The organism is Pseudomonas sp. PvP009 (assembly GCF_017832995.1).
Lineage (GTDB): Bacteria > Pseudomonadota > Gammaproteobacteria > Pseudomonadales > Pseudomonadaceae > Aquipseudomonas > Aquipseudomonas syringae.
In genome coordinates, this window is the sequence record NZ_JAFIBG010000001.1 from 197,043 (window position 1) to 224,011 (window position 26,969).

The window sequence follows — 26,969 nt, forward strand, 5'->3', positions numbered from 1 at the left end:
CGAGTTCCTCTTCAAGCGGCATGGTTCGCATGAATGCTCCAGTGTTCTATTTCGCTGCGAGTTTTATTCTGATTTTCGGCATCGTCGTGATCGCGTTCCCGCAAGCCAGCGGCGAATGGCTGCTGGCGGCGCAAAACTGGGCGGCCAACACGGTAGGCTGGTACTACATGATGGTCATGACCCTGTACCTGGTCTTCGTGGTGGTCACCGCCTTGTCGGGCTTCGGCAAGATCAAGCTCGGTGCCGACCACGACGAACCCGAGTTCAGTTACCTGTCATGGGCCGGCATGCTGTTTGCCGCCGGCATCAGCATCACGCTGTTCTTTTTCTGCGTTTCAGAACCCCTGACGCACCTGCTGCAGCCACCGCAGGGCGAGGGCGGTACCGCCGAAGCAGCACGCCAGGGCATGCAGTTGCTGTTTCTGCACTGGGGTCTGCATGGCTGGGGCGTGTTCGCGTTCGTCGGTATGGCGCTGGCCTATTTCGCTTATCGCCATAACCTGCCGCTGGCCCTGCGCTCGGCGCTGTATCCGCTGATCGGCAAACGCATCAATGGCCCTATTGGCTATGCGGTCGATGGCTTCGGCATTATTGCGACCATCTTCGGGCTCGGCGCAGACATGGGCTTCGGGGTGCTGCACCTCAATTCCGGTCTGGACTACCTGTTCGGCGTGGCGCACACCCACTGGATTCAGGTCGGCCTGATCACCCTGATGATGGGCGCGGCGATTCTGGTAGCGATCGCCGGGGTCGACAAGGGCGTACGCGTCATGTCCGACATCAACATGCTGCTGGCCTGTGCGCTGTTGCTGTTCGTGCTGTTTGCCGGCCCGACTCAGCATTTGCTCAATACACTTGTGCAGAACATCGGTGACTACCTGGGCGCACTGCCGAGCAAGAGTTTCGACGTGTACGCCTATAACGAGCCGAGTGACTGGCTGGGCGGCTGGACGGTGTTCTATTGGGCCTGGTGGATTGCTTGGGCGCCGTTCGTAGGCCTGTTCATTGCGCGCATCTCCCGTGGCCGGACCATCCGCGAGTTCGTCTTCGGTGTGTTGCTGATCCCGCTGGGTTTCACCCTGGCCTGGATGTCGATCTTCGGCAACAGCGCCATCGATCAAGTGCTCAACCACGGCATGACGGCGCTGGGTCAATCGGCTATCGACGATCCGTCGATGACCCTGTACCTGCTGCTGGAAACCTATCCGTGGAGCAAGACAGTCATTGCGGTCACGGTGTTCATCAGCTTCGTGTTCTTCGTCACCTCGGCCGATTCGGGCACGGTGGTGCTGTCGACACTGTCAGCCAAAGGCGGCAACCCTGACGAAGACGGTCCGAAATGGCTGCGGGTGTTCTGGGGTGTGGCCACGGCGTTGATCACCAGTGGCTTGCTGTTCTCGGGCAGCATCGATGCGCTGAAATCGGCCGTGGTGCTGACGTCGTTGCCATTCTCGTTGATTCTGTTGCTGATGATGTGGGGGCTGCACAAGGCGTTCGTCATGGAGTCGCAGCGCAAGATCGCCCAGTTGTACTCGCTGGCGCCAGTGTCCGGTTCCCGACGCGGCGGCTGGCGTCAGCGTCTGAGCCAGGCGGTGCATTACCCGTCGCGAGACGAGGTGTATCGCTTCCTCGATCAGACTGTGCGTCCGGCGATTGAAGAAGTGACGGCGGTCTTCGTCGAGAAGGGCTTGAATGTGGTCAACGTACCTGACCCGTCCAACGACTCGGTGACCCTGGAAATCGGTCATGGTGAAGAACGTCCGTTCATTTACCAGGTGCAGATGAAAGGCTTCTTCACTCCGTCGTTCGCCCGTGGCGGCATGGGCTCCAAGCAATTGAACAACCGCCGCTACTACCGCGCCGAGGTGCACTTGAGCGAGGGCAGTCAGGACTACGACCTGGTGGGTTACACCAAGGAACAAGTCATCAACGACGTGCTCGATCAGTACGAACGGCATATGCAGTTCCTGCATCTGGTGCGGTGATCGGGGCGTGGGGGGCGGTTACAACTATCGTCCCTCACGTTCTGCGCCGCGCCACTTAATCAGGAGAGGACGCGGAGCGTCCAGAACGGCATGCGACGCGGAGCGTCGCACGATGTTTACAGGGTCATCGTTCCTCACTCCAGCGTAGGCTCGAGATTGCGCCGGGCTCAGGTACTCTCCCGTTCCACCAGGCTGCACTCCAGCAGATTCAGCCGTTGTATTTCTCCCTCTACCGGTAATACACCGAGGCTTTCAAGCACCCGCGTGGCAGCCATTACGCCGATCTGCAGGGCGGGCGGTTTGATGGTGGTCAGGCTGGGCAGCATCATTTCTGCGAAGGCGTAATCGCCAAAGCCCATCACGGCACAATCCTGTGGAATGCTCAGGCCTGCGCGCTGGCTGGCGAGCAGGGCGCCGGCTGCCAGGTTGTCGTTGGCGAAGAAGATCGCGTCAGGGCGGGGCGCTTGGTTCATCAGGGTGTCCATCGCCTGTTTGCCAGCCTCGAAGGGCGCTCGATCCGCGTCCGGGACGAAAACCCACGGCGTGATACCTAGCCCTTCCACGGTTGCGGCATAGCCGTCGCGACGCTCCAGTGCGCTGAAGTCGCCCGCGATGCTGTTCTGTACGAATGCGATGCGCCGGTAGCCTTTGTCATGCAGATAACGTGCTGCCATCACGCCGACGTCGTAGTGCGAAAAGCCGATCTGGATCGGGCTGCGGTCGGGTTGATGGTCCCAGGTTTCGATCACCGGAACATCGGTCTGCTCGATCATGTTCTCGGTAGCAGGGCTGTGAAAGCGGCTGGTCAGCACCAGTGCCGCCGGTGACCAGCCCAGGAACGCCCGCACTGCGCTTTCCTCCTGCTCTGCGGAAAAGTAGCTGGACGCCAGCAGCAACTGGAAACCGTGCCGGCTCAGTGTGTCGCTGAAGCCCTGAATGGTATTGGCAAAGATCGGCCCGGAGATGTTGGGAATTACCATCGCCACCACCCGGCTGCGTGCCGATGCCAGGCCGCCAGCAACCAGATTGGGCACGTAACCCAGTGCACTGACTGTGCTCGCAATCCGCTCGCGCAGTTCGGGCGAGACCTGTTCCGGCTGATTGAAATAGCGCGACACGGTAATGGCCGACACCCCTGCCTGACGCGCCACGGCGGTGATCGTCACCCGGCCTGCGCCTCGGCGTTTGCGTATCAGAGGCTTCTCGTCGGCCATGGTCGATCACTTCGCATAAAAGTAAAAAGAATATAAAACTAATTTTTCAGTATTGGACGATCTATCAGTCGTTTCCTGATACTGCCGATGTTAGCGCTAACAAAGATGGTTTGTCTGCTACTCGCCACCGCGAATGCCCGGACCCGGTTTAGTCAGCACGCATAGGCGCCAGTGCGCATCGCACTGTCGGATCAGGGCATATTTCAGGTAGGCACGCAGATGCACACAACAGGTGGGGATGGCGTCAGACACACGCTTCTGGCGCAGGCGATCGATCAGGCTCATACGGCGCGGGGGCGTCGTTGTGGGTGGTTGCTGATGGGGCTGACGGCATTGCCGTGTGTTCCGGCCATGGCAGAGACAGCGGCAGGGCAGAACACGGAAACGGTAGCGCTGGAATCGGTGACCGTGACCGCCACACGCCGCGAAGAATCGCTGCAAAAAGTACCGGTCGCCGTGTCCGTGATCGAGGGCGAACAACTGGAACGCGATAACCGTAATGGCGTGGCCAGCATCGTGCAGCAGGTGCCGTCGTTGAATTTCCGCACCGGGGCTTCCAACAAGGACACTTCGCTGTTCGTTCGCGGTGTCGGCACCATTTCCACCTCGCCAGGCGTCGAACCGACGGTGGCCACGGTGATCGATGGTGTGGTGTATGCGCGTCCGGGTCAGGCCACGCTGGACTTGCTCGACCTGGAACGCATCGAAGTGCTGCGCGGCCCGCAAGGCACGCTGTTCGGCAAGAACGCTTCGGCGGGCGTGCTCAACGTCACCACCAAGGCACCGACCGAAGAGACTCACGGTTACATCGATCAGTCCTATTACAGCGGCAATGAAAGCCGCACCCGTTTCGGCATTGGCGGCAGCCTGATTCCGCAGACCCTCAAAGGCTCGGTCACGACGTTGTTCGGCAGCTATGACGGCAATGTCGATAACAAGCTCAATGGTCAGGAAGTCAACGGCTACAACCGCAAGGGCGCACGCGGCAAGCTGGAATTCACGCCCAATGACGACATCACCTTCACCCTCGCAGCGGACTACATGCAGTCCCATGACGATGCGCCCAACGGTGTGGTGAGCAAAGCGCTGACCCCGTCCTTCGCCAGTGCCCTCGCGCCGGTACGTGCCGACAGCGATAACCGCAATGTCGTCAGCGATTACCGCAGCCATGTCGAGGACGTCAACAAAGGCCTGTCCGGTCAGCTCGACTGGCAACTGGGCGACTACACCCTGACCTCCATCACCGCCTGGCGCGGCTGGGACAACACGCAGTATCAGGACGGCGACCGGCTTGGCACTGTCACTGCGGCGTTCCCCGGCACCGAAGACAAGGGCGATCTGGCGTTCAACCAGTATTCCCAGGAGCTGCGTCTGGCGTCGCCGAAAGGCCAGTTTGTCGAATACGTCGGCGGTCTGTTTTACATGCACGGCAAGAGCGACGAGACCTATCAGCGCACGCTGATCACACCGACGACTCAGGATCGCGGCATCGCCGACTACAGCACCACCACCGACAGCTATTCGGTGTTCGGCGAAACCACGTTCAACTTCACACCGGACTTGCGAGCGATTGTCGGGGCACGCTGGACTCATGACGATCTGGAATACGATCATCGCCGCGTGTCGACATCGGCTACGACCGTCAGCGGCATTCAGCCAGCGACCAGCAGTTCCGGCTCGGTGGATGAAGACGGCAAGTCCGGGCGTCTCGGTTTGCAGTACGACCTGAGCGACAGTGTGATGACCTACATCACCTACTCGCGCGGCTACAAAGGCCCGGCCTACAACGTGTTCTTCAACATGCAGCCGCGTGACACCGAGGCCCTCAAGCCGGAAACCTCGAACACCTGGGAGGTCGGCCTCAAGGCCACCACCTGGAACAATCGCCTGACCACCAACCTGGCGGTGTTCCACAGCGAGTACGACAACTATCAGGCGAATTTCTTCGACAGTGTTGCCGGGCAGGTCGTGACGCGCCTGATCAACGCAGGCAGTGTCAGCACCGAAGGCGTCGAGCTGGATTACGCCCTGCAAGCCACCCGAAACCTGAAATTCTCCGGTGCGTTGTCCTACACCAGAGCACGCATCGACAGCTTCGCCTGCCCAGCCGGTGCGGCGGCGTCCTGCAACGTCGACGGCAAGACCCTGCCATACAGCCCAGACTGGAAAAGCTACGTTCGCGCCGACTACACCATCCCGCTGGACAATGGCCTGGATATTGAACTGGGCACCGATTACAGCTGGCAGAGCGAAGTGCAGTACGACATCAGCCAGAACCCGGACACCAAACAGGGCGCTTACGGCATCTGGAACGCCAGCGTGGCACTGGCGGATTACAACAGCGGCTGGCGCGTTGCACTGCTGGGCAAGAACCTGGCCGACAAGTCCTATTCGCCAATGCTCGCCACCGGCGGGAATTACGTTTACCGATCCGTACCGCGTGATGACGAGCGTTATTTCGGCGTGCAGTTACGCAAGGATTTTTGAGCCGAGACCCCAGGCAACACGTAAGGAGTGAGGTATGAGCACGACTGCTCGACAGATGAAACTGGGCGCTTTCCTGATGGCCACCGGGCACCATGTCGCTGCCTGGCGGCACCCGGATGTGCCTGCGGATGCAGGGCTGGATTTCAAGCATTACCGGCACGTGGCCAGGGTCGCGGAGGCGGCAAAATTCGATGCACTGTTCGTCGCCGACAGCGTGGCTGCCGCGACGGGTGATATCGCCAGCCGCATGGCGCGCTCCGATCATTTCGAACCACTGACCCTGCTCTCAGCACTCAGCGCGGTAACCGAACACATCGGTCTGATCGCGACAGCGACCACCACCTACAACGAGCCGTACCACGTAGCCCGCAAGTTCGCCTCGCTGGATCATCTCTCCGGTGGGCGAGCGGGCTGGAATCTGGTGACGTCGGATGCCGCCGCCGAAGCGCAGAACTTCGGTCGCGCCGAGCATGTGGGGCACGCCGAGCGCTATAGCCGCGCACGAGAGTTTCATCAGGTGGTGACCGGCCTGTGGGACAGTTGGGCAGACGACGCTTTCACCCGCGATAAGGCCAGTGGCGAGTACTACGATCCGGGCAGACTGCATGTGCTTAATCATCAGGGCGAGCACTTCAGCGTCAAGGGTCCGCTGAACGTCGCGCGTTCGCCGCAGGGTCAGCCGGTGGTGGTGCAGGCCGGTTCCTCGGAAGTCGGACGTGATCTGGCGGCGCAGACGGCGGAAGTGGTATTCACCGCGCAGACCTCGCTGGCCAGTGCGCAAGCTTTCTACGCTGACCTCAAGGGCCGTCTGAGTGCTTACGGGCGGGCCGTCGATTCTCTGAAAATCATGCCCGGCGTGTTCATCGTCGTGGCCGAAACCGAAGCCTTGGCGAAAGCTAAATTCGAGTCGTTTCAGGAGCTGGTCGAGCCTCGGGTCGGGGTCGCTCTGCTGGGCCGCATGCTGGGCAATTTCGACCTGTCGGGCTACCCGTTGGACGGCCCGCTGCCGGAATTGCCATTGACCGACAGCGGCCAGCGCAGCCGGCAGAAACTGCTCACCGAACTGGCCGATCAGGAAAACCTGACCCTGGCGCAACTGGGGCGACGGATTGCCGGTGGGCGAGGGCACTACAGCCTGATCGGCACGCCGGAGCAGATAGCCGATGAGTTGCAACGCTGGTTCGAGCAAGGCGCGGCGGATGGCTTCAATGTGCTGGTGCCGCACCTGCCGGGCGGTCTCGAAGATGTCGCGAGACTGCTGGTGCCGGAGCTGCAGCGGCGCGGGCTGTTTCGCACCGAGTATGAAGGCACGACCTTGCGCGAAAACCTGGGCTTGCAACGGCCTGCTTATAGATTTTGATCGTTGCCGTATGCAAGTCCTGATGAGCGCAGAAAGCGGGCTTCTGCCCGCAGGGCGTGGGAGCGACCGGGGAGGTGGTCCGCATTGTTCGCGAAGACGGTATTTCAGACGATGAATTTTCAGTGCTTGTACCGGCCCTTTCGCGAACAATGCGGATCGCCGCCCCGGTCGCTCCCACGGCCTTCGGCCAGAATCAAAGGCAGATTTTTATACAGAATTAAGGGATTACCCATGAAATCATTTACGTTTATCGCCGCCATTCTGGCCTTTAGCGGCCTGTTCGGTACAGCTGCTGCCGACGAGCCCGACACCCTTCGCATCGGCTATCAGAAGGGTTCGATCACGCTGGTGCTGGCTAAGGAACATGGCCTGCTGGAAAAGCGTTTTCCCCAGAAGAAAATCAAATGGGTCGAGTTTCCGGCCGGGCCGCAGATGCTGGAGGCGCTGAACATTGGCAGCCTGGACATCGCCTCCACCGGCGACATTCCGCCGATTTTCGCTCAGGTCGCAGGTGCCGACCTGGTCTACATCGGTGCCGAGCCACCCAAGCCGCAGGTGGAAACCCTGTTGGTGCGCAACGAAAGCCCGGTGCACAGCGTCGCAGAATTGAAAGGCCGCAAGGTCGCTCTGCAGAAAGGCTCCAGCTCGCATAACGTGGTGCTGCGTTTGCTCAACAAAGCAGGCCTGACGTTCAAGGATATTCAGCCAATCTACCTGACCCCTGCCGATGCCCGCGCTGCCTTTGAAAACGGCAGTGTCGATGCCTGGGCGATCTGGGACCCTTACTACTCCATCGCCATGAGCGAAGGCCACACTCGTCTGCTGGCCAACGGCGAGGGGCTTGGATTGTCCGGGCCGTTCTATACCGCACGGCGGGCGTTTGCCGAGGAAAATGCAGCGCTCGTGCAGCAGGTGCTCGACGAACTGACAATTGCCGATGGGCTGTCGCGCTCGCAGCGTGCCGAGAGTATTCAGATACTGGCGCGCAGCATGGGCTTGTCCGAAGCGGTCATGACTCAGTATCTTGACCATCGGCCTGTATCACCTAGCCTGCCGATCACGCCGGAGATCGTACGCGCGCAGCAGGCGACCGCTGATCTGTTTTACGACAACCACTTGATACCCAAGCGGGTCGACATTCAGCAGGTTGTCTGGCAAAAGCCATGATTCCGGCGTTGCGAACAGGCCTCACCTGTTCGCAAACGCAATCAAGACGCCTCGAATATCCCCCAGACAAGAGAGGATTCAATGACCTACATTGCTGCCGAAAATCGTTACGAAGACATGCCTTATCGCCGTACCGGCCGCAGCGGGCTGGTGCTTCCGGCACTGTCTTTGGGCTTGTGGCACAACTTCGGTGACAGCACGCCGATCGACACCCAGCGCGCCATGCTGCGCACGGCGTTCGATCTGGGCATCAATCATTTCGACCTGGCCAACAACTATGGCCCGCCGTACGGCAGCGCCGAGATCAACTTCGGCCGTCTGCTGCGCGAAGACTTCAAGCACTACCGTGATGAATTGATCATCTCCAGCAAGGCCGGCTGGGACATGTGGCCAGGGCCATACGGGCAGGGCGGTGGTTCACGTAAATACGTGCTCGCCAGCCTTGATCAGAGCCTGCAACGCATGGGCCTCGATTACGTCGACATCTTCTATTCCCACCGTTTCGACCCGGACACTCCGCTGGAAGAAACCGCCAGCGCGTTGGCCACCGCGGTTCAGCAGGGCAAGGCGCTGTATATCGGGATCTCGTCGTACTCCGGGGCCAAGACCCGCGAAATAGCCGCGTTGCTCAAAGAGTGGAAAGTGCCGTTGCTGATTCACCAGCCGGCCTACAACCTTCTCAATCGCTGGGTCGAGAAAGACTTGCTCGACGCTACCGAAGAGCTGGGCGCTGGCGTGATCGCGTTTACTGCGTTGGCCCAAGGGCTGCTGTCGGACAAGTACCTGAACGGTGTGCCCAAGGATGCGCGGGTCAATCGTCCGGGGGGCGGATCGCTGCAGGCTTCGCACCTGTCCGAGCAGAACATCGCCCACGTGCGCGCGCTCAACGAAATCGCCCAGCGTCGCGGTCAGAGCCTGGCACAAATGGCCCTGGCCTGGACGTTGCGCGATCCGCGCGTGACCTCAGCGTTGATCGGTGCGAGCCGTCCCGAGCAGATCATTGAAAACGTCGGCGCGCTGAAGAACCTCGCGTTCAGCCCCGAAGAACTGACCGAGATCGACAGCTTTGCGGTGGAAGGCGGGATCAACCTGTGGGAAAAACCTTCTCTGGCTGAGTAAGCACAGCCGTTTCCGGGTAATAACTCAGACCTTGCGTGGGCCGCCATCGGACGTTGAAAAATGCGTCTGGCGGCTCACTCGCCTGCGCGGGCAGCAACGCCGGGTTATTTAGTGGCTTCCACTGGATAACAAAGAAAGAGGTCCTCATGATTTTTTCCTTCTGCCCTCGGCAATGACCAGCGGATCGGCTGAGTATTGCCAAGGAATCTCGTCCAGTGTCCAGAGATGAAACGCTACAGGCGAGGTGAAATCCGGGTCTGGCGGCGCTTTGGTGTGATACTCGGAATAGTGCGTCTGAAAGTCGATGGCGGCTTGCACGAGCAGTGGTTCACTGAAGCGCCTGCCCCAGAACGCCGCCGTAACGGGTAATTGCTTTGGGACGCCGGTCGCGCCATGGCCGATGGGCAGTGTCAGCATGGGCCAGGCCAGCGCGTTGGGCATATCGAAGTACATGCGCTGTACCGGTAGTGTCCTCACCAGTGCGCCTGCCCGCTCGCCGACGTGAGCACCGAGCGGCAGCACCATCATGAAGTCAATCTGATAGTCATTCAGGGCCTTTTCAAAATGCCCCTGCTGTAGACGGCGTCTGTTCTCTGCTTCGAGTCTGATCCCCACTGGAATGAGTGAGGCAACCTGATCGAATAACTCCGGGTATCTTCGTAGCAAATAGTCTCTGTCGTCTTGATTCTCCAACACGTCTGCAAAGTCACGTACGGCCGACCAGTGCCGGGTTTCCAATTGGTTGGCGTAACTGGTCACGGCTTGGGCGTTGACTCTCATCAGAATGCTGCCGTCACTGTCCAGCACGTCATGAATGGGTTCTGGCGAGGAGTAAGGAATGTTTTCAAGAATTTCAGCATCCAGCCAAGGAAAGTCGATGACCCTTGCACCCAGCGTCTCAAGCTGATCCTTGAACCTGATAAACGCTGCGCTGTAGTCCTCGTCGTAACACTGCGCAGGGGGTTGACCGGACGACGACATCCAGTCCGTCTGCGGAATGCCTATGGTCAGCCCTTGCAGAGGAAGAGAACCGGGGGTCGGGGTAATGGAAAGCTGCTCGCCTACCGATGGGGCCGACAGACTTTGCGGGTCGTTTTCTCCATCAGGGCCGGCAATTATGGACAGTATCAGCGACGCATCGCGGATCGAACGGGCCATGGGGCCGACCACGTCCCAGCCGCTTCGCAGGGGCATCACGCCGGCGCCAGACACCAGTCCCAGCGATGGTTTTATTGCGCTGGCGCCATTCGCAGCCGCAGGAATGATAATCGAGCCGGCCGTCTCTTCGCCCAGCGCTGCGGCGCACAGCCGTGCAATCGGGGCGACCCCCGAGCCCTGACTGGACCCGCCCGGCGTACGTATCGGGTCCCACGCGTTCCCGGCAAACTGGCCGACCGTGTGGGTCGAGAGTTCGGAGCAGATGGTATGACCGATAATAAGAGCGCCCTGAGCCCTCAGCCGGGCTACGCATGTCGCATCACGTAATGCCAGGTTGCCGGAAAAGGCCTGAGTGCCGTTTTTGCTTTCAAGGCCCTGAATGGCGAAAGAGTCTTTTATACCGAAGGGAATTCCGCACAACGGAGGCGCCGGGCCGCGTTGATCGTCTGGAGTCGTCAGCCATTGATCGGCGAGTCTTGCCTGCTCCAACAGTGTCGAGAAATCTTCCAGCCGCACAAAAGCGTTGTATTTACCGTTATCGCCGTAGGTTTCTTGCGGGCCGTTGAACCGGGTGATGCGGCTCCAGTATTCGACTAGCACCTGCTCGGCGGTCAGTCTTTGCGGGTTGCCTTCGCGCAGCAGTGCGGCGAGTTCGACGATTTCGTAGTCAACAATCCGCTCGCGTCGTTCAATGCCTGCACCACGCGGCAGTGCCGCAAGCAAACGTAAATTGTTGGCGTGCTGCCGGGCGTCAGGTTCGCCGAGTAATGCACTTTCCATATTGATCAGCTCCTTATGACTCCTTGAGTGGAGTCAAAAGAAGCTAATCATTAACGGGCGTTGCGGGTAACTGTCAGAAATGGCAGTGAACGTCTTGAGGACGGCTCAGCCTTCGTCAGCCTCGTCGTCATCCCCGCCATCGATCTTCATGCCCAGTTCCTTGATCTTGCGGGTCAGGGTGTTGCGGCCCCAGCCCAGCAGCACGGCGGCATCGCGGCGGCGGCCAGCGGTGTGCTTGAGGGCGGTTTCGATCATGATCCGCTCGAAGGTCGGCACGGCGCTGTCCAGCAGGCTGGACTGACCGCGAGACAAGGCCTGATCGGCCCACTGGCGCAGCGCCTGTTCCCAGTTGGTGACCGGCGCGGCGTCCTGTGGCAGGCTCAGCAGCTCCGGCGGCAGGTCGCTGATGTGCACTTCACGACCCGACGCCATGACCGTGATCCAGCGGCAGGTGTTTTCCAGCTGACGCACGTTGCCAGGCCACGGCAGATGCTTGAGGTACTCCTCGGTCTCGGCCTTGAGCAACTTGGGCTCGACCGCCAGTTCCTGAGCCGCGCGGCTGAGGAAGTGCTTGGCCAGGGTCGGGATGTCTTCGCGACGGTCTGACATGCGCGGAATGTGGATGCGGATCACGTTCAGGCGGTGAAACAAGTCCTCGCGGAACTTGCCGGCCTGCACCAGGGTTTCCAGATTCTGGTGGGTGGCAGCAATGATGCGCACATCGACCTTGACCGGCGTGTGACCGCCGACCCGGTAGAATTCGCCATCCGCCAGGACACGCAACAGACGGGTCTGGGTGTCGGCGGGCATGTCACCGATTTCATCGAGAAACAGCGTGCCGCCGTCGGCCTGTTCGAAGCGCCCACGACGCAGGTTGGCCGCGCCGGTGAAGGCGCCTTTTTCATGCCCGAACAGCTCGGACTCCATCAGGTCCTTGGGAATCGCCGCCATGTTCAGCGCAATGAACGGCGAGGCCGAACGCGGGCTGTGGCGATGCAGTGCGTGAGCGACCAGTTCCTTGCCGGTACCCGACTCACCGTTGATCAACACCGTGATGTTGGAGTGACTCAGACGGCCGATGGCGCGAAACACTTCCTGCATCGCTGGCGCTTCGCCAATGATTTCAGGGGTGCGGGTCAGCGTCGGTGCAACGTCCAGGCCCTGTTGTTCCTGAGCGTGCTGATTGGCGCGCTTGACCAGCGACACGGCTTCATCGACGTCGAACGGCTTTGGCAGGTACTCGAACGCGCCGCCCTGATAGGACGCCACGGCGCTGTCCAGGTCCGAGTGGGCGGTCATGATGATCACCGGCAGACGCGGATGCTGCTCGCGAATCCGCGCCAGCAGGTCCAGACCGCTGGCACCCGGCATGCGGATGTCGGAAATGATCACGTCCGGTTGCTGACGGGCCAGACGGCTCATCACCCCGTCGGCGCTGTCGAAGCTTTGCGTGGTCATGCCTTCCTGTTGCAAGGCTTTTTCCAGTACCCAGCGGATAGAACGATCGTCGTCTACGATCCAGACAGTTTCACTACGGCTCATGTCGAAGCTGCTCCTTGTTCCAGCGGCAGGAAGATCGAGAACGTGGTGTGGCCGGGATGGCTGTCACACTCGATCAGACCCTGGTGCTGGCTGATGATGTTCTGGGTAATGGCAAGACCTAATCCCGTACCGTCCGGGCGGCCACTGACCATGGGGTAGAAAATGGTTTCCTGAAGCTCGGCCGGAATACCGGGGCCGTTGTCGATGATTTCGATCTTGCTCACCAGTCGATGGCGAACGTGGCCGATGGTGAACTGGCGCATGGCGCGGGTACGCAGGGTGATCCGGCCAAGGCGCAATTCGTTCTGGCCGCTGATGGCCTGCATGGCGTTGCGCACGATATTGAGCACGGCCTGGATCATTTGCTCGCGGTCGATCAACACGTCGGGAATGCTCGGGTCGTAGTCGCGCACCAAGGTGATGCAGCCCTGGCTTTCGGCCTCGACCAGGCTGCACACGCGCTCGAGCACTTCGTGCACGTTGGTCATCGCCAGCGATGGCAGCTTGTTGGAGCCGAGCATGCGGTCGACCAGATTACGCAGGCGGTCGGCCTCTTCGATGATGACGTTGGTGTAGTCCTTGAGACTTTCTTCAGGCAGCTCGCGGGCCAGCAGTTGTGCGGCCCCGCGAATGCCGCCCAGCGGATTCTTGATTTCGTGAGCCAGGCCACGCACCAGCATTTTGGTGGTTTCCTGCTTGGACAGCTGGGCCTCTTCCTTGGTAATGCGCAACAACCGGTCACGCGGGTGTACTTCAAGCAACAGCAGGGTATCGCCCTTGCTGAGGATAGGCGTCACCGCATAGTCGACAGTCAGGGTCTGACCGGTCAGTGCGGTGAGCATCGCTTCGCGCTTGGTAAAAGGATGAGCCTGTTCGACTGCCTGACGCAGCGAACTCAATGCTTCGGCCGACTCGGTGAACAGCTCGCTGATGAATTGCCCATGGCTGCGCTGCCCGCTGATGGCCAGCAGCATTTCCGCCGCCGGGTTCATGTACTCAAGTCGCAGGTCAGCGTTGAGCAGAATGGTGGCAGTGGTCAGGTTATCCAGTAACAGTCTGTGCAGCGCATCGCTGATAGTCATGAATCGTGTTGACCTCTTTTGGCACATTGCAGTCGCGCAATGCGGGTGCTGGTTGGTCTGCACCAGCAGGAGCAAGGCCACCAATACGGTGCTATGTCAGTGAAGTTGCAAAAAACAAACCAAGGCTCCGAAAAGAAGCGCTTTATCTGCAAAATCGGGCCGTTTTTGTAAAGAGTGCCCGCATACGGCGCTACCCGGCCAGGCTTCCTGAACCAGATTGGGCTGTATTGTTGCGCAGGCAGACATTGAGCGCACCAAAAAGGTGCTGACGATTTGGCGAGGTCAGAAGAAGGGCAGGATGCTGCTTTTTGGTTCGGGCTTGTCCTTGAGCGGACACTCCGGCCGCACACCGTAGTCATCCTCCTTGCAGGGATGAGTCGCGCGCTTTTGCGCCAGGGAAATGCGCTGTACGTGAAACGGCTGGTTCGGGGTTTTTTCCAGAACACGGCCGAGCTCGTCGAAAATTTCTACCGACAGTTGATGCGTGCCGCGATCCACATTGCTCAACGGAAACACCGGACTGCGGCCGGCCTGGCCCACGGCAACGCCATCCAGCAGCAGCCGGTAGCTGTGCCCCGCCTGTAACACCGGTTCGCTGGTGACGGTAACGATCAGGTCGCCACTGGGATTGACCAGGGTGGCGTCCGGTTCGGGCACCAGAATTCTCAGCAACTGGTAATGAAACATCGGTTGTACTGCCGGTTTGGCAGGGTGGGCCTTCAAGGTGCGGGTCGGCGGTGTGCCGGTCATGTTGTTGCTGGGCGCGATGTCGACGCGAGTAGCGTTCTTGCGCGGCTGGTCGGTAAACACCCGATTACCCTGCGCGTCGATATAGGTGTAGACGTCGGCCACTGCGGGCAGCGTCAAGAGCAGCAACAGGCAGCTCAGCAGACGGCGCATCGTGTGTCTGCTCATGGCTTGCCGAGGTGTACGCGCTGTACGGTCAGGGTGATGGTTTCACTCTGCTGAATGATCCGCTCGCCGTCTTTCACGACTACCGCGAAACTGTGTTCACCGCGATCTACGTTGACCACCTGAAAGCGCGGCAGGTTGGAGGGCTGCCCGTACAGGTTGCCGTCCAGCAGCAGTTGCAGGCTGTGAGTCGGTTGCAGGCGTGGCTGGATCTTCACACCGATGATGAACGTGCCATTGTTGGCGCGTAACGCTTCGTCGCTGGGCAGGTCTTTCAGTTCCAGCACGTCGTAGGTCGTTTGTGGCTGCGATTGTGGCGCCGCAGGGGTCGGCTGCGGCGCACTGTTGACGACCGGTCGGGAAGGTGTCTGCGTTTCGATGCTGTTGAGTGGCGGCAACTCGACCACTTCGGTCTTGGCCCCGTTGGGCGGCTGGTTGCTGAACGCGGTGTTACCGTTCGCATCGGTGTACTTATAGATCTGCGCCAGCGCGGGCAGGCTGATCAACATCAGCAGGCAAATCAGACTTTGACGCATGAGACTCTCGACAGCGGGGCAAGATTGGCCGTCAGCATAGAACACATCGCCCTATGCTGCGCTATCCGCCTGATGTGTCAGAGTTTCGCAGGGCAAAGGTCGGCTGTGGCCAGTACCAGCGCCTGATCGTGAATCGGGTCGGTCTGATAACGCTTCAGCGCCGCATCCAGTTGTATCTGGCAGGTTTCCGCCTTGCGCAGTGGCTGGAAGTCCGCGTAGGCCTGGAGCAACTGGGTTTGCAGGCGATCCAGCTTCGGACGTATGTCATCGACCAGGCTGAGCCTGACCGTGTCGGGCGCCTTACCTGCCGCGTGCCACTGGGCGAGCAGGGCGTTCTGCACCTGTTTATTGGCTTCGATCTGGGCGCGGAACAGGCGTTGAACGTCATCGGGGTTGAGCTTGAACTCGGCAGCACGGGCTTGGGCGGCACTGATCACTTGCAGCTCGCGCGGCGGGTCCTCGACGGCCTTGCCGCTGTCCCACTTGCTCAGGGCAACTTGATCGGCGATGGTCAGGCGCTCGCTGATCGCTTGCAGCAGAGGTTCAAGTGCAGAAGGCTTCTGCTCGGCAGTGAAGGCGAAACAGGTAGACATGAACGTCATCGTCAGCAGGGAAGTGGCCAGAATAAGGCGCATGGCAGTTCCATCTCGGTTCGGTTGGGAGGTGCAGATTTAACTCCAGGCGACCGGGCAGAGCCAGTGTTGCAGGGTGAACAAAAGTTCACGCGGTAAAATCCGGGCAAAAAAAAGACCTCCCGAAGGAGGTCTCCTGTAACGCCAACAATGCTGGCGTTGCTGGATCAGCAGCTGTAGTACAGCTCGTATTCCAGTGGGTGTACGAAGGTGCGAACCTTGATTTCTTCTTCGCTTTTCAACTCGATGTAGGCATCGATGAAGTCGTCGCTGAAGACGCCGCCCTTGGTCAGGAACGCGCGGCCCTTGTCCAGTTCTTCCAGGGCTTCTTTCAGGCTGCCGCAAACTTGTGGGATCTCTTTGGCCTCTTCAGGCGGCAGGTCATACAGGTTTTTGTCAGCTGCGTCGCCAGGGTGGATCTTGTTCTGGATGCCGTCCAGGCCAGCCATCAACAGAGCCGCGAATGCCAGGTACGGGTTGGCTGCCGGATCCGGGAAGCGTGCTTCGATACGACGGCCGCGTGGGCTGTTGACGTAAGGAATACGGATCGATGCGGAGCGGTTACGCGCCGAGTAGGCCAGCATGACCGGAGCTTCGAAACCTGGGACCAGACGCTTGTAGGAGTTGGTCGACGGGTTGGTGAAGCCGTTCAGAGCCTTGCCGTGCTTGATGATGCCGCCGATGAAGTACAGGGCGGTATCGGACAGACCGGCATAGCCTTCGCCTGCGAAGGTGTTCTTGCCATCCTTGGAGATGGACATGTGTACGTGCATACCCGAGCCGTTGTCACCGTACAGTGGCTTGGGCATGAAAGTAGCGGTACGGCCGTAAGCGTCGGCAACGTTGTGTACGCAGTACTTGAGGGTCTGAACTTCGTCAGCCTTCTTGACCAGCGTGTTGAATTTCACGCCGATTTCGTTCTGGCCGGCAGTCGCCACTTCGTGGTGGTGAACTTCAACGGTCTGGCCCATTTCTTCCAGAGCGTTGCACATTGCGGTACGGATTTCGTGGTCGTGGTCGACCGGTGGCAGCGGGAAGTAACCACCTTTGACGCCCGGACGGTGGCCTTTGTTGCCGCCATCGACGTCGCCGTCGGTCATCCAGGAAGCCTGTTCGGAGAAGATCTTGAACATGGAACCGGAGATGTCGGACTTGAACTTCACTTCGTCGAAGATGAAGAACTCTGGCTCCGGACCTACGAATACGGTGTCGCCGATACCGGTCGACTTCAGGTATTCCTCGGCACGGTGGGCAATGGCGCGCGGGTCGCGGTCGTAGCCTTGCATGGTCGAAGGTTCGATCACGTCGCACACCAGAACCAGGGTCGGCTCTTCGGTGAACGGGTCGAGCAGGGCGGTTTCGTCATCCGGCAGAAGAATCATGTCGGACGCTTCGATGCCTTTCCAGCCGGCGATGGAGGAACCGTCGAACATTTTGCCGACTTCGAAGAAATCGTCTTCCAGTGCATCGCGCGCAGGCATGGTGACGTGCTGCTGCTTGCCCTTGGTGTCTGTGAAGCGCAGATCAATCCATTTAACGTCATGATCTTTGATGAGTTGAACCGACTTCGACATGGTGTCCTCCGGGTGGCTAGAGACCGACTTGATAGAGTTGTGGTCCCTTGAATTTGGGTGATGCCGGCGCAGATACTCTGCCAAGGCAACCTGCCTCACAAGGGAGCAATTTGCATGCCAGTGCCCCGTGTTGGGTTTTTTGCCTCAAACGCAGGTTTTCAGGGGGCGAAAACGCACCACACGGGAAAAATGCGCACCTTTATGGCGCTGCAATTTGGTGCGCCGACTCTTTTTGGTGCGTCGCTGATTGCGTGTACGATAACTGGTTAAACCTTGAGCAATTTCCGCTATAATCCGCGCCCCCCTTTTTTGGTCGGCACCTCACGCTCCGTTTCCATGAAACTAATCGTTAAAGTTTTCCCAGAAATCACCATTAAAAGCCCGCCGGTGCGCAAGAAATTCATCCGGCAACTGGGCAAGAACATTCGTACCGTGCTCCGTGAACTGGACGCGGACATTGTCGTGGGTGGCGTATGGGACAACCTTGAGGTCGAAACCCGGCTGACCGACCCCAAAGTGCTGCAGGGCATCAGGGAACGGCTGAGCTGCATGCCGGGCATCGCCAACTTTCTGCAGGTCGCCGAGTACCCGCTGGGCGATCTGGATGACGTGGTTGCCAAGTGCAAACTGCACTACGCCGATCTGTTGCCTGGCAAGATGTTTTCAGTGCGTTGCAAGCGCGCCGGCCGACACGACTTCAGCTCCATGGACGTCGAGAAATACGTCGGCAGCAAGCTGCGCATGCAGTGCGGCGCCGCCGGAATCGAGCTGAAAAAGCCCGATCTGGTCGTGCGCATGGAAATTCGCGACCAACGGTTGTTTGTGGTTCATGACCAACATCAGGGCATGGGCGGTTACCCGCTGGGCGCGCTGGAGCAGACCCTGGTATTGATGTCCGGCGGGTTCGATTCGACCGTTGCGGCCTACCAGATCATGCGCCGCGGCCTGATGGCGCACTTCTGCTTCTTCAATCTGGGCGGACGAGCCCATGAGCTGGGCGTGATGGAAGTCGCGCACTTCATCTGGAAGAAGTACGGCAGTTCACAGCGCGTGCTGTTCGTCAGCGTACCGTTCGAGGAAGTTCTCGGAGAAATTCTGCAGAAAGTCGATAACAGTCATATGGGTGTAGTTTTGAAGCGTATGATGTTACGCGCTGCATCCGCCGTGGCTGATCGTCTTGAAATCGATGTGCTGGTCACCGGCGAAGCGATTTCACAGGTTGCCAGCCAGACGCTGCCCAACCTGTCGCTGATTGACGCGGCGACCGACAAGCTGGTCCTGCGGCCGCTGGTTGCCACCCATAAGCAGGACATCGTGGACCTGGCGACTGAAATCGGCACCGCTGATTTTGCCCGGCACATGCCTGAGTATTGCGGGGTGATTTCGGTCAACCCCAAGACCAACGCCAAGCGAAATCGCGTTGAGTACGAAGAAAAACAGTTCGACATGGCGATTCTCGAGCAGGCGCTCGAACGCGCGAAGCTGGTTTCGATTGATCGGGTCATCGACGATCTGAGCCGCAATGTCGATATAGAAGAAGTCAGCCAGGCGCTGGCCGGTCAGGTGATCCTCGACATCCGTCACCCGGATGCCCAGGAAGACCAGCCGCTGCAAGTCCCTGGCGTGGAGATACAGACGTTGCCGTTCTACGCATTGAACAGCCGTTTCAAGGCACTGGATGACACGCGCCAGTACCTGCTGTATTGCGACAAAGGCGTCATGAGTCGCCTGCATGCCCACCATTTGCTCAGTGAGGGACATGCCAATGTGCGCGTATATCGACCGAGCTAAGTGCCCGGGGCTGTTTGCCTGTGGCTTGCGTCACCGGCCCCCCGACACCTGTCGTCATGCCGTTACGGCTTTTGCCGACTCAAAATAGTAATCGCTGTCCTTAACCAGTCAGCAGACCGAATCCTCTGATCGAGATACACAAGTGATCGAAAATCTACGTAACATCGCCATCATTGCTCACGTTGACCATGGTAAGACCACCCTGGTAGACAAACTCCTGCGTCAATCCGGCACTCTGGAGCGCGGCGAGCTCAACGATGAGCGCGTGATGGACTCCAACGACCAGGAAAAAGAGCGCGGTATTACCATTCTCGCGAAGAACACCGCGATCAACTGGAATGGCTACCACATCAACATCGTGGACACCCCGGGCCACGCCGACTTCGGTGGTGAAGTAGAGCGCGTGATGTCGATGGTCGACTCCGTACTGCTGCTGGTCGATGCCCAGGACGGCCCTATGCCGCAAACCCGTTTCGTGACCAAGAAGGCTTTCGAAGCCGGCCTGCGTCCGATCGTGGTCATCAACAAGGTTGACCGTCCAGGCGCACGTCCGGACTGGGTTCTGGACCAGATCTTCGACCTGTTCGACAACCTGGGTGCCACCGAAGAACAGCTGGACTTCAAAGTCGTCTACGCCTCGGCCCTGAACGGCATTGCCGGTCTGGAACACACCGACATGGCTGAAGACATGACCCCGCTGTACCAGGCGATTGTCGATCACGTCCCTGCGCCAAAAGTTGACCGTGACGGTCCGTTCCAGATGCAGATTTCCGCACTGGACTACAACAGCTTCCTGGGCGTCATCGGTGTTGGCCGTATCGCTCGTGGTCGCGTCAAGCCGAACACCCCGGTGGTTGCCATCGACGTCAACGGCAAGAAGCGTAACGGCCGTATCCTGAAACTGATGGGTCACCACGGTCTGCACCGCATCGACGTTGAAGAAGCAGCTGCCGGCGACATCGTCTGCATCAGCGGCTTCGACCAGCTGTTCATCTCCGACACCCTGTGCGACCCACTGAACGTCGAAGCGATGAAGCCGCTGACCGTTGACGAACCTACCGTTTCGATGACCTTCCAGGTTAACGATTCGCCGTTCTGCGGTAAGGAAGGCAAGTTCGTCACCAGCCGTAACATCAAGGAGCGTCTGGACAAGGAACTGCTCTACAACGTTGCTCTGCGCGTTGAAGAAGGCGACACCGCCGACAAGTTCAAGGTCTCCGGCCGTGGTGAGCTGCACCTCTCGGTACTGATCGAAACCATGCGTCGCGAAGGCTTCGAAATGGGTGTTGGTCGTCCTGAAGTGATCATCCGCATGGTTGACGGCGTCAAGCACGAACCGTACGAAAACGTCACCATCGACCTGCCTGAAGAAGCGCAGGGCGCGATCATGGAGCAAATGGGTAACCGTAAAGGCGACCTGACCAACATGGTTCCGGATGGCAAGGGCCGTGTACGCCTCGAGTACAACATCCCGGCACGTGGCCTGATCGGTTTCCGTAACGAGTTCCTGACCCTGACTTCCGGCGCAGGCATCCTGACCAGCATCTTCGACCGTTACGACGTGATGAAGTCTGGCGACATGTCCGGCCGTCAGAACGGCGTTCTGGTTTCGGTTGCTACCGGCAAGGCGCTGACCTACTCCCTGGAAACACTGCAAGCCCGTGGCAAGCTGTTCCTGGGTCATGGCGAAGACGTGTACGAAGGTCAGATCGTCGGCATCAACAGCCGCGACAACGACCTGGGTGTAAACCCAACCAAAGGCAAGAAGCTCGACAACATGCGTGCTTCTGGTAAAGACGAAACCATCGCTCTGGTTCCGCCAATCCGTTTCACTCTGGAACAAGCGCTGGAATTCGTACAAGAAGACGAACTCTGCGAAGTGACTCCAAAGTCGATCCGCCTGCGTAAGAAAATCCTTGGCGAAAGCGAGCGTACTCGTGCTGCCAAGAAGTCGGGCAACTGAGTAATCGGTTAGTCGGCTAGACACAAAAAACCCGGTCGCGAGACCGGGTTTTTTTATGCCCGCTATTTGTGGCCTATGGCACAGCTCGCCTGGTTTAAGTTACTTCGGACGGCCGCCCACTGGCGCCAGCAGCAACTCGATACGCTGCTTGCGAATCCCGTCGGCAGCCGCTTCGGCCAGGGCCGCGTCGGTGATGATGGTATCGAACTGCTCGAGCCCGGCGACCTTGTACATGCCGAAGGTGCCGTATTTGGAACTGGTGGCGATCAGCACGGTTTGCGAGGCGGACTGCATGGCAGCCTGCTTGACCTCGACCTTCAGCGCCGACGGTGTGGTGGTGCCGCGTTGCAGGTCCCACGAGCTGGTGGACATGAAGGCCACATCGGTCGCCAGCTGGCGCAAGGTTGCCGCTGCCAGGCCGCCAACGCTGGAGCGGTTCGGATGATCGAGCAGCCCACCGGTGTGAATCACATCCACATGCGCAGCATCGGCCAACGCATTGACCACGCCGAAATCATTGGTGACCACGGTCATGCCCGACAGCGCGATGATGTGCGGGACGATTTCGAGTGTGCTGGTGCCTGCGTCCAGATAGATCGTCATGTCCGGGTGCAACAACCCCGCTGCGAGCCGCGCCATGCCCTGCTTGTGCGGCAACTCCACCACCGCCTTGGACTGGTGGCTGGGTTCGCTGTGGACCTGGCTGGCGATGCGCACGCCTCCGGTGACCGAGTAGGCACGACCTTCCTGCTCCAGCAGGGCGATGTCGCGGCGGATGGTCATGTGCGAGCAATCGAACATCTCCATCAACTGATGCACGCTGAGCACCTGATGCTTGCGTAACTGACGCAGCATAAGCTCCCGGCGCTGATCAGGGATCATAGGTGTACCGCCGGAAATGGCGATCTCCTCTTCAGTGGACATTCGTACTCCTGTACATCAATGAGCCGCCTCAGGCAGCAGACGGTCCGCGCATCTTAGCCAATCGCTTCGGCAATGGAAGCAGTTGCAGGCTTTTTTGCGCGGTGCGGCTCATCTTTACCGCCGTCGCACGTCAACTCATCCAGTTGCCACCGTCGACGTTATAGGTCTGGGCGACCACGTATTCGCTGTCCGCTGAAGCCAGAAAAATGGCCATGCCGGTCAAATCGTCCGCTGTGCCCATGCGCCCGAAAGGCACTTGTTCGCCCACCAGCTTTTTCTTCTCGCCCAACGGCCGGTTTTCGTGGCGGGCGAACAGCGCATCGACGCCGTCCCAGTGTTCGCCATCGACCACACCCGGCGCGATGGCGTTGACATTGATGCCGTGCCTGATGAGGTCCAGCCCGGCCGATTGGGTCAGGCTGATTACCGCAGCCTTGGTCGCGCAATACACCGCCACCAGCGCCTCGCCCCGGCGCCCGGCCTGGCTGGCCATATTGATGATCCTGCCGCCGTGCCCCTGGGCAATCATTTGCTTCGCCGCAGCCTGCAAGGTGAACAGCGTGCCGCCGACATTGATCGAAAACAGCCGCTCGTAGCTGTCGCGGGTGATGTCGACGATTGGTGCCAGGTCGAACAGCGCGGCGTTGTTGATCAGGATATCCAGCTTGCCGGCCTGAGCGACCACCGCGGCGATGGCCTGATCGATGGACGACTGATCCGTGACGTCCATCCGCACCGCATAAGCGTTGGGTCCCAGTTCTGTCGCTGTTGCCTGTGCGCGTTGCAGGTCGATATCGGCAATCGCCACACGTGCGCCTTCGTGAATGTACGCCTGCGCAAACGCCCGGCCGATGCCTCGCGCCGACCCGGTGATCAGTGCGCTTTTACCTTCAAGTCGTTTCATGGGTTCATCGTCCGTTCAATACAGTTGAGGGCTGGCGGTCTACTTCGGGTAGCCGGCACGTTTCATCTCGCGTTCGGTCACCGCCTGCGCGGCTGTGAGCGCCTGTTCAGTGGTGGTTTGCCCGGTCACCGCAGCAGAGAACAACTTGCCGACCGAGGTGCCGATGGCCTGAAACTCCGGAATGGTCACGTACTGGATACCAACATAGGGCACGGGTTTGGCCGACGGGTGCGCCGGGTCGGCGTGTTGCATCATCTGCAGCGTGACCTTGGCGAACGGCGCAGCTTTCAGGTAAGCCTCGCTGTAGGTGGAGGTGCGGGTGCCAGGCGGTACGTTGCTGATGCCGTCTGTCTCGGCGACCAGCTGGATATACGCCTTGGACGTTGCCCAGGTGATGAACGCCTTGGCTGCATCCTTGTGTTTCGAGGTAGTCGGTATCGCCAGCGACCAGGCGTAAAGCCATGACGAGCCCTTGTCGGTCACTTCAACCGGCGCAGGTGCAAAGCCGACGCTGTCGACAACCTTGCTCTGCGCCTTGTCGGTGGTGAACGAGCCGGCCACGCTGGCATCCACCCACACCGCGCATTTGCCGCTGTTGAACAGCGCGAGGGTTTCGTTGAAACCGTTGCTCGACACGCCCGGCGGGCCATAGTTTTTCAGGGTGTTGACGTAGAAATTCGCAGCCTTGCTCCATTCCGGGCTGGTCAATTGCGGTTTCCATTGCTCATCGAACCAGCGCGCGCCGAATGCATTGGCCATGGTGCTGAGCAAAGCGATGTTTTCACCCCAACCGGCCTTGCCGCGCAGGCACATGCCGTAAACGCCCTTGTCCGGCTGATGCAGCTTCGCGGCGAATTCGCCCAGCTGCGTCCAGGTCGGGTGTTCGGGCATGCTCAAGCCAGCCTGCTTGAACAAATCGGTGCGGTAATAAGTGATGGTGCTTTCGCCGTAAAAGGGCAGGGCATAGAGCGTGTCCTTGACTGACAAGCCTTGGCGCACGGAGGGAAAGATATCCTCCAGATCGTAGTCCGGCGCAAGATCGGTGACTGGCTCCAGCCACTGTTTGGCACCCCATAGCGGGGTCTCGTAGGTGCCGATGGTCAACACGTCGAACTGGCCACCCTGCGTGGCGATATCGGTGGTCAGGCGCTGGCGCAGGACGTTTTCTTCGAGCACTACCCAGTTGAGTTTGATGTCGGGATGCTGCTGCTCAAAGGTTTTCGACAGGCGCTGCATGCGGATCATGTCGCCGTTGTTCACCGTGGCGATGGTCACGGTTTCGGCGGCCTGGACAGTCAGGTTGAAAAGGGCGGCGGACACGCCTGCGGACAGGAAAAGCGTTTTCCGAATGTTCATCGTAGTGCTCTCCACCCCGCGCCTTGTCTGGCGGGAGTCATTGTTTTTGTTGTTGGCCACGGTTGAGTCACCCTGGTGGACAGCTCGATTACAGCAGCCCTCAAGGGGCTGAACAAACGCAGCGCGGATCATCGACTGATACTTTTTTAACCGAGCGCGCTCCGGCGGTCCGAAAGCAAAAAAGTATCAGTGCCGGTTTGATCGCGGGCTAGCCTTGGCTAGGCGCGAGGGCGTATGTTCAAGCGTCCACAGCGCATTCATAACGATAAAAAGGGGCATCCCGTGCCTGACAGCCGAGCCGCCTTGCTCGAGCAGCGCCCTGCCGAGCTTGAGGTTATCCTCCCGCAGCCCGACCACTGCTTTCGCTGGTACGAGCACGACTATCCCTACGCACTGGCGCGCTGGAACCATCATCCGGAATTCGAAATTCATCTGATCCGCCAGGGCAGCGGCAAGCTGGTGGCCGGTGATTACATCGGTGAGTTCGCAGCAGGGCATGTGGCCCTGATCGGTCCGGATCTGCCGCATGACTGGATTGGCGATCTGGCCCCCGGTGAGCATCTGCCCGGGCGGGACGTGGTGCTGCAGTTCGACGGTGCAGCGTTGCTCGCCTTGCGCGGCACGCTGCCGGAAATGGGTGACTTGCAGCGGCTGTTCGAGCAGGCGCGACGCGGCCTGGAGTTCACCGGTGCGACAGCGGTGCAGGCTGCACGCTTGCTTGAAGAGATTGGCCCGGCTCAGGGGCTGGAGCGGCTGATTCTGTTCCTGCAACTGGTCAACACGCTGATGAAAGCGCCTGCGCAGGAGGTTCGCCTGCTGGCCAGCACCTGGTATGCACCGACCCTGGATGCGCGCAGTTCCGAACGGATCAACAAGGCGTTCGACTATCTGCTGACCGAATTGACCAGCGATATTCGCCTGTCCGTCATCGCGCAGCGACTGGACATGAGCGATCCGGGGTTTTCACGCTTCTTCAAGCGCACCACGGGCCATTGTTTTATCGATCTGATGCGCAAACTGCGGGTCCAGCGGGCCTGCCGGTTGCTGCTGCACAGCGAGATGTCGGTGTCGGACATCTGCTTTGAAGTCGGCTATGCCAACCTGTCCAACTTCAACCGGCACTTCCGTGTGGAGATGCAGCAGACGCCCAGTGAATACCGGCGCGCCGCCGCATCGGTCTGATCAATGCTCTGCCGGCTCTTTCGCCTGCGGGGCGCGGGTAACGGCATTCACCAGCTTGCCGATGGTCAGGCCCTGCAGAAGGATCGACAGCAACACCACGATGTAGGTGATGCTAAGCAGCAGATCGCGTTCCGGCCCGGTCGGCAGGGCCAGCGCCAGCGCAACCGAGACACCGCCGCGCAAGCCGCCCCAGGTGAGGATGCGGATCGTGCCGTGCGGCACCTTGCGCCAGCGACGCAACAACAGGATGGCCGGGGCGACGGTGACGAAGCGCGACAGCAGAATCGCCACGGCCAGCAGGCTGGCCGCAATCAGGTGCTGCCACGAGAACGGCAACAGCAACAGCTCCATGCCGATCAGCGCAAACAGCAGCGCGTTGAGCATGTCATCCAGCAACTCCCAGAAACCGTCCATGTAGCGACGGGTCATGTCGTTCATCGCTAGATTGCGTCCCAGGTTGCCAATGATCAGGCCGGCCACGACCATCGCGATAGGACCGGACACATGCAGTTCAGACGCCATCGCCGAGCCGCCGATCACCAGTGCCAGCGTGAGCATGACCTCGATCTGGTACTGCTCGATGCTCTTGATCATCAGGTACACGGCGTAACCGATCAGGCCGCCGAACAGCACACCGCCCACCGCTTCGTGGACGAACAGCAGAGCGGTTTCGCCAACCGTCGGCGTCTCGCCCAGCTGTGCGATACCCAGCAGAACGGTGAACACCACCACCGCGGTGCCGTCGTTGAACAAGCTTTCGCCGACGATCGTGGTCTTCAGCGGTTTCGAGGCGTTGGCCGTACGCAACACACCGAGCACCGCAATCGGATCGGTAGGCGAGATCAGTGCACCAAACAGCAGGCAGTACAACGGGCTTACGTTCCAGCCGAACAGGGCGAAAATCCAGTAAGCCAGTGCGCCGATCACGGTGGTTGCAATCAGCACGCCGAAGGTCGCCAACAGGCCGATGGGCCAACGGTAGCTTCTCAAGTCGCCCAGGTTGACGTGCAGCGCCCCGGCGAACAGCAGGAAGGACAGCATCCAGTTCATCAGCAGGTCGCCGAAGTCGATCTGGCCGATCAATTGCTGAACGCGATCCTCCAGGCCGGGATAGCCCAGAAAGCTCAGCCCTTGCAGAAGCAACGAAAACATCAGCGCGGTGACCATCACGCCGATGGTGGGCGGCAGGCCGATGAAACGGTAGTTCACGTAGGTCAGCAGCGCAGTGAGGCAGATAAAACCAGCAGCGAGTTCAAGCATCGGTCATTCCCGAATCCGTAAGTGCAGTGTCTCGATCACCG

20 protein-coding genes are annotated in these 26,969 nt (G+C 59.8%); 8 read left to right on the forward strand and 12 right to left on the reverse strand.

From position 1 onward, the window contains the following. Window positions 1–29 precede the first annotated feature (29 nt). On the forward strand, window positions 30–1,985 hold the full coding sequence (gene betT / locus JOE29_RS00850; RefSeq protein ID WP_205902143.1) for a choline BCCT transporter BetT: 1,956 nt from the start codon (window positions 30–32) through the stop codon (window positions 1,983–1,985). Window positions 1,986–2,152: 167 nt separating this feature from the next. On the opposite strand, the gene JOE29_RS00855 is transcribed toward betT, so the two are convergent. Continuing rightward, a complete protein-coding gene (locus tag JOE29_RS00855; protein WP_024683389.1) occupies window positions 2,153–3,199 on the reverse strand; it encodes a LacI family DNA-binding transcriptional regulator in 1,047 nt (348 codons plus the stop codon). 171 nt (window positions 3,200–3,370) lie between these two features. On the opposite strand from JOE29_RS00855, the gene JOE29_RS00860 reads away from it, so the two are divergent. The 4 genes from JOE29_RS00860 to mgrA all read left to right on the forward strand — a co-directional run bounded on the left by JOE29_RS00860 (window position 3,371) and on the right by mgrA (window position 9,332). Continuing rightward, a complete protein-coding gene (locus JOE29_RS00860; protein ID WP_192875646.1) occupies window positions 3,371–5,686 on the forward strand; it encodes a TonB-dependent receptor in 2,316 nt (771 codons plus the stop codon). Between the two features lie 34 nt (window positions 5,687–5,720). Continuing rightward, on the forward strand, window positions 5,721–7,046 hold the full coding sequence (locus JOE29_RS00865) for an LLM class flavin-dependent oxidoreductase (RefSeq protein ID WP_024663814.1): 1,326 nt from the start codon (window positions 5,721–5,723) through the stop codon (window positions 7,044–7,046). A gap of 231 nt (window positions 7,047–7,277) precedes the next feature. Then, window positions 7,278–8,213, forward strand: a complete 936-nt coding sequence (locus tag JOE29_RS00870; RefSeq protein WP_032623924.1) for a sulfonate ABC transporter substrate-binding protein — start codon at window positions 7,278–7,280, stop codon at window positions 8,211–8,213. Window positions 8,214–8,294: 81 nt separating this feature from the next. Then, the gene (gene mgrA / locus JOE29_RS00875) at window positions 8,295–9,332 is read left to right on the forward strand and encodes an L-glyceraldehyde 3-phosphate reductase (protein WP_003426913.1); all 1,038 of its coding nucleotides are present in this window, start codon (window positions 8,295–8,297) and stop codon (window positions 9,330–9,332) included. A gap of 144 nt (window positions 9,333–9,476) precedes the next feature. Here the strand turns inward: mgrA and JOE29_RS00880 are convergent, their stop codons facing one another. The 7 genes from JOE29_RS00880 to glnA form a co-directional block, all read right to left on the reverse strand. Continuing rightward, complete coding sequence (locus JOE29_RS00880; protein ID WP_057407613.1) at window positions 9,477–11,270, reverse strand: amidase; 1,794 nt, start codon at window positions 11,268–11,270, stop codon at window positions 9,477–9,479. Window positions 11,271–11,375: 105 nt separating this feature from the next. Then, window positions 11,376–12,812, reverse strand: a complete 1,437-nt coding sequence (gene ntrC, locus JOE29_RS00885) for a nitrogen regulation protein NR(I) (protein WP_003413458.1) — start codon at window positions 12,810–12,812, stop codon at window positions 11,376–11,378. Beyond that, entirely contained in the window at window positions 12,809–13,894 is a 1,086-nt protein-coding gene (gene glnL / locus JOE29_RS00890) for a nitrogen regulation protein NR(II) (RefSeq protein WP_002555720.1), read from the reverse strand. Before glnL ends, ntrC begins: the two co-directional genes overlap by 4 nt. Window positions 13,895–14,176: 282 nt before the next feature. Further along, window positions 14,177–14,809, reverse strand: coding sequence for a DUF4124 domain-containing protein (locus JOE29_RS00895; protein WP_080289330.1), 633 nt, complete (start codon window positions 14,807–14,809; stop codon window positions 14,177–14,179). Beyond that, complete coding sequence (locus JOE29_RS00900) at window positions 14,806–15,342, reverse strand: DUF4124 domain-containing protein (protein WP_003426921.1); 537 nt, start codon at window positions 15,340–15,342, stop codon at window positions 14,806–14,808. The genes JOE29_RS00895 and JOE29_RS00900 overlap by 4 nt, the downstream gene beginning before the upstream one ends. Before the next feature lie 77 nt (window positions 15,343–15,419). After that, window positions 15,420–15,977, reverse strand: coding sequence for a chorismate mutase (locus JOE29_RS00905; protein WP_003420132.1), 558 nt, complete (start codon window positions 15,975–15,977; stop codon window positions 15,420–15,422). A 164-nt stretch (window positions 15,978–16,141) separates the two neighbouring features. Further along, window positions 16,142–17,548: a glutamate--ammonia ligase gene (gene glnA / locus JOE29_RS00910; RefSeq protein WP_003343817.1), complete on the reverse strand. Its 1,407-nt coding sequence runs from the start codon at window positions 17,546–17,548 to the stop codon at window positions 16,142–16,144. Between the two features lie 336 nt (window positions 17,549–17,884). On the opposite strand from glnA, the gene thiI reads away from it, so the two are divergent. Then, window positions 17,885–19,339 (forward strand): tRNA uracil 4-sulfurtransferase ThiI, encoded by a 1,455-nt coding sequence (thiI, locus tag JOE29_RS00915; RefSeq protein ID WP_003426934.1) that lies wholly within the window; start codon window positions 17,885–17,887, stop codon window positions 19,337–19,339. A gap of 142 nt (window positions 19,340–19,481) precedes the next feature. Beyond that, a complete protein-coding gene (gene typA / locus JOE29_RS00920) occupies window positions 19,482–21,302 on the forward strand; it encodes a translational GTPase TypA (RefSeq protein ID WP_003316380.1) in 1,821 nt (606 codons plus the stop codon). 99 nt (window positions 21,303–21,401) lie between these two features. On the opposite strand, the gene JOE29_RS00925 is transcribed toward typA, so the two are convergent. The 3 genes from JOE29_RS00925 to JOE29_RS00935 form a co-directional block, all read right to left on the reverse strand. Next, window positions 21,402–22,226: a DeoR/GlpR family DNA-binding transcription regulator gene (locus tag JOE29_RS00925; RefSeq protein ID WP_003383629.1), complete on the reverse strand. Its 825-nt coding sequence runs from the start codon at window positions 22,224–22,226 to the stop codon at window positions 21,402–21,404. A 130-nt stretch (window positions 22,227–22,356) separates the two neighbouring features. Then, window positions 22,357–23,130 (reverse strand): L-iditol 2-dehydrogenase, encoded by a 774-nt coding sequence (locus JOE29_RS00930; protein WP_103694738.1) that lies wholly within the window; start codon window positions 23,128–23,130, stop codon window positions 22,357–22,359. Between the two features lie 39 nt (window positions 23,131–23,169). After that, window positions 23,170–24,486 carry a sugar ABC transporter substrate-binding protein gene (locus tag JOE29_RS00935; RefSeq protein ID WP_210078711.1) on the reverse strand — a complete coding sequence of 439 codons (1,317 nt, stop codon included), beginning with the start codon at window positions 24,484–24,486 and terminating at the stop codon, window positions 23,170–23,172. 282 nt (window positions 24,487–24,768) lie between these two features. Between JOE29_RS00935 and JOE29_RS00940 the strand changes: the two genes are divergently transcribed. Further along, entirely contained in the window at window positions 24,769–25,668 is a 900-nt protein-coding gene (locus JOE29_RS00940; protein WP_024640422.1) for an AraC family transcriptional regulator, read from the forward strand. Here JOE29_RS00940 and JOE29_RS00945 read toward each other — a convergent pair whose 3' ends face one another. Continuing rightward, a complete protein-coding gene (locus JOE29_RS00945; protein WP_103365141.1) occupies window positions 25,669–26,928 on the reverse strand; it encodes a sodium:proton antiporter in 1,260 nt (419 codons plus the stop codon). Window positions 26,929–26,969 lie beyond the last annotated feature (41 nt).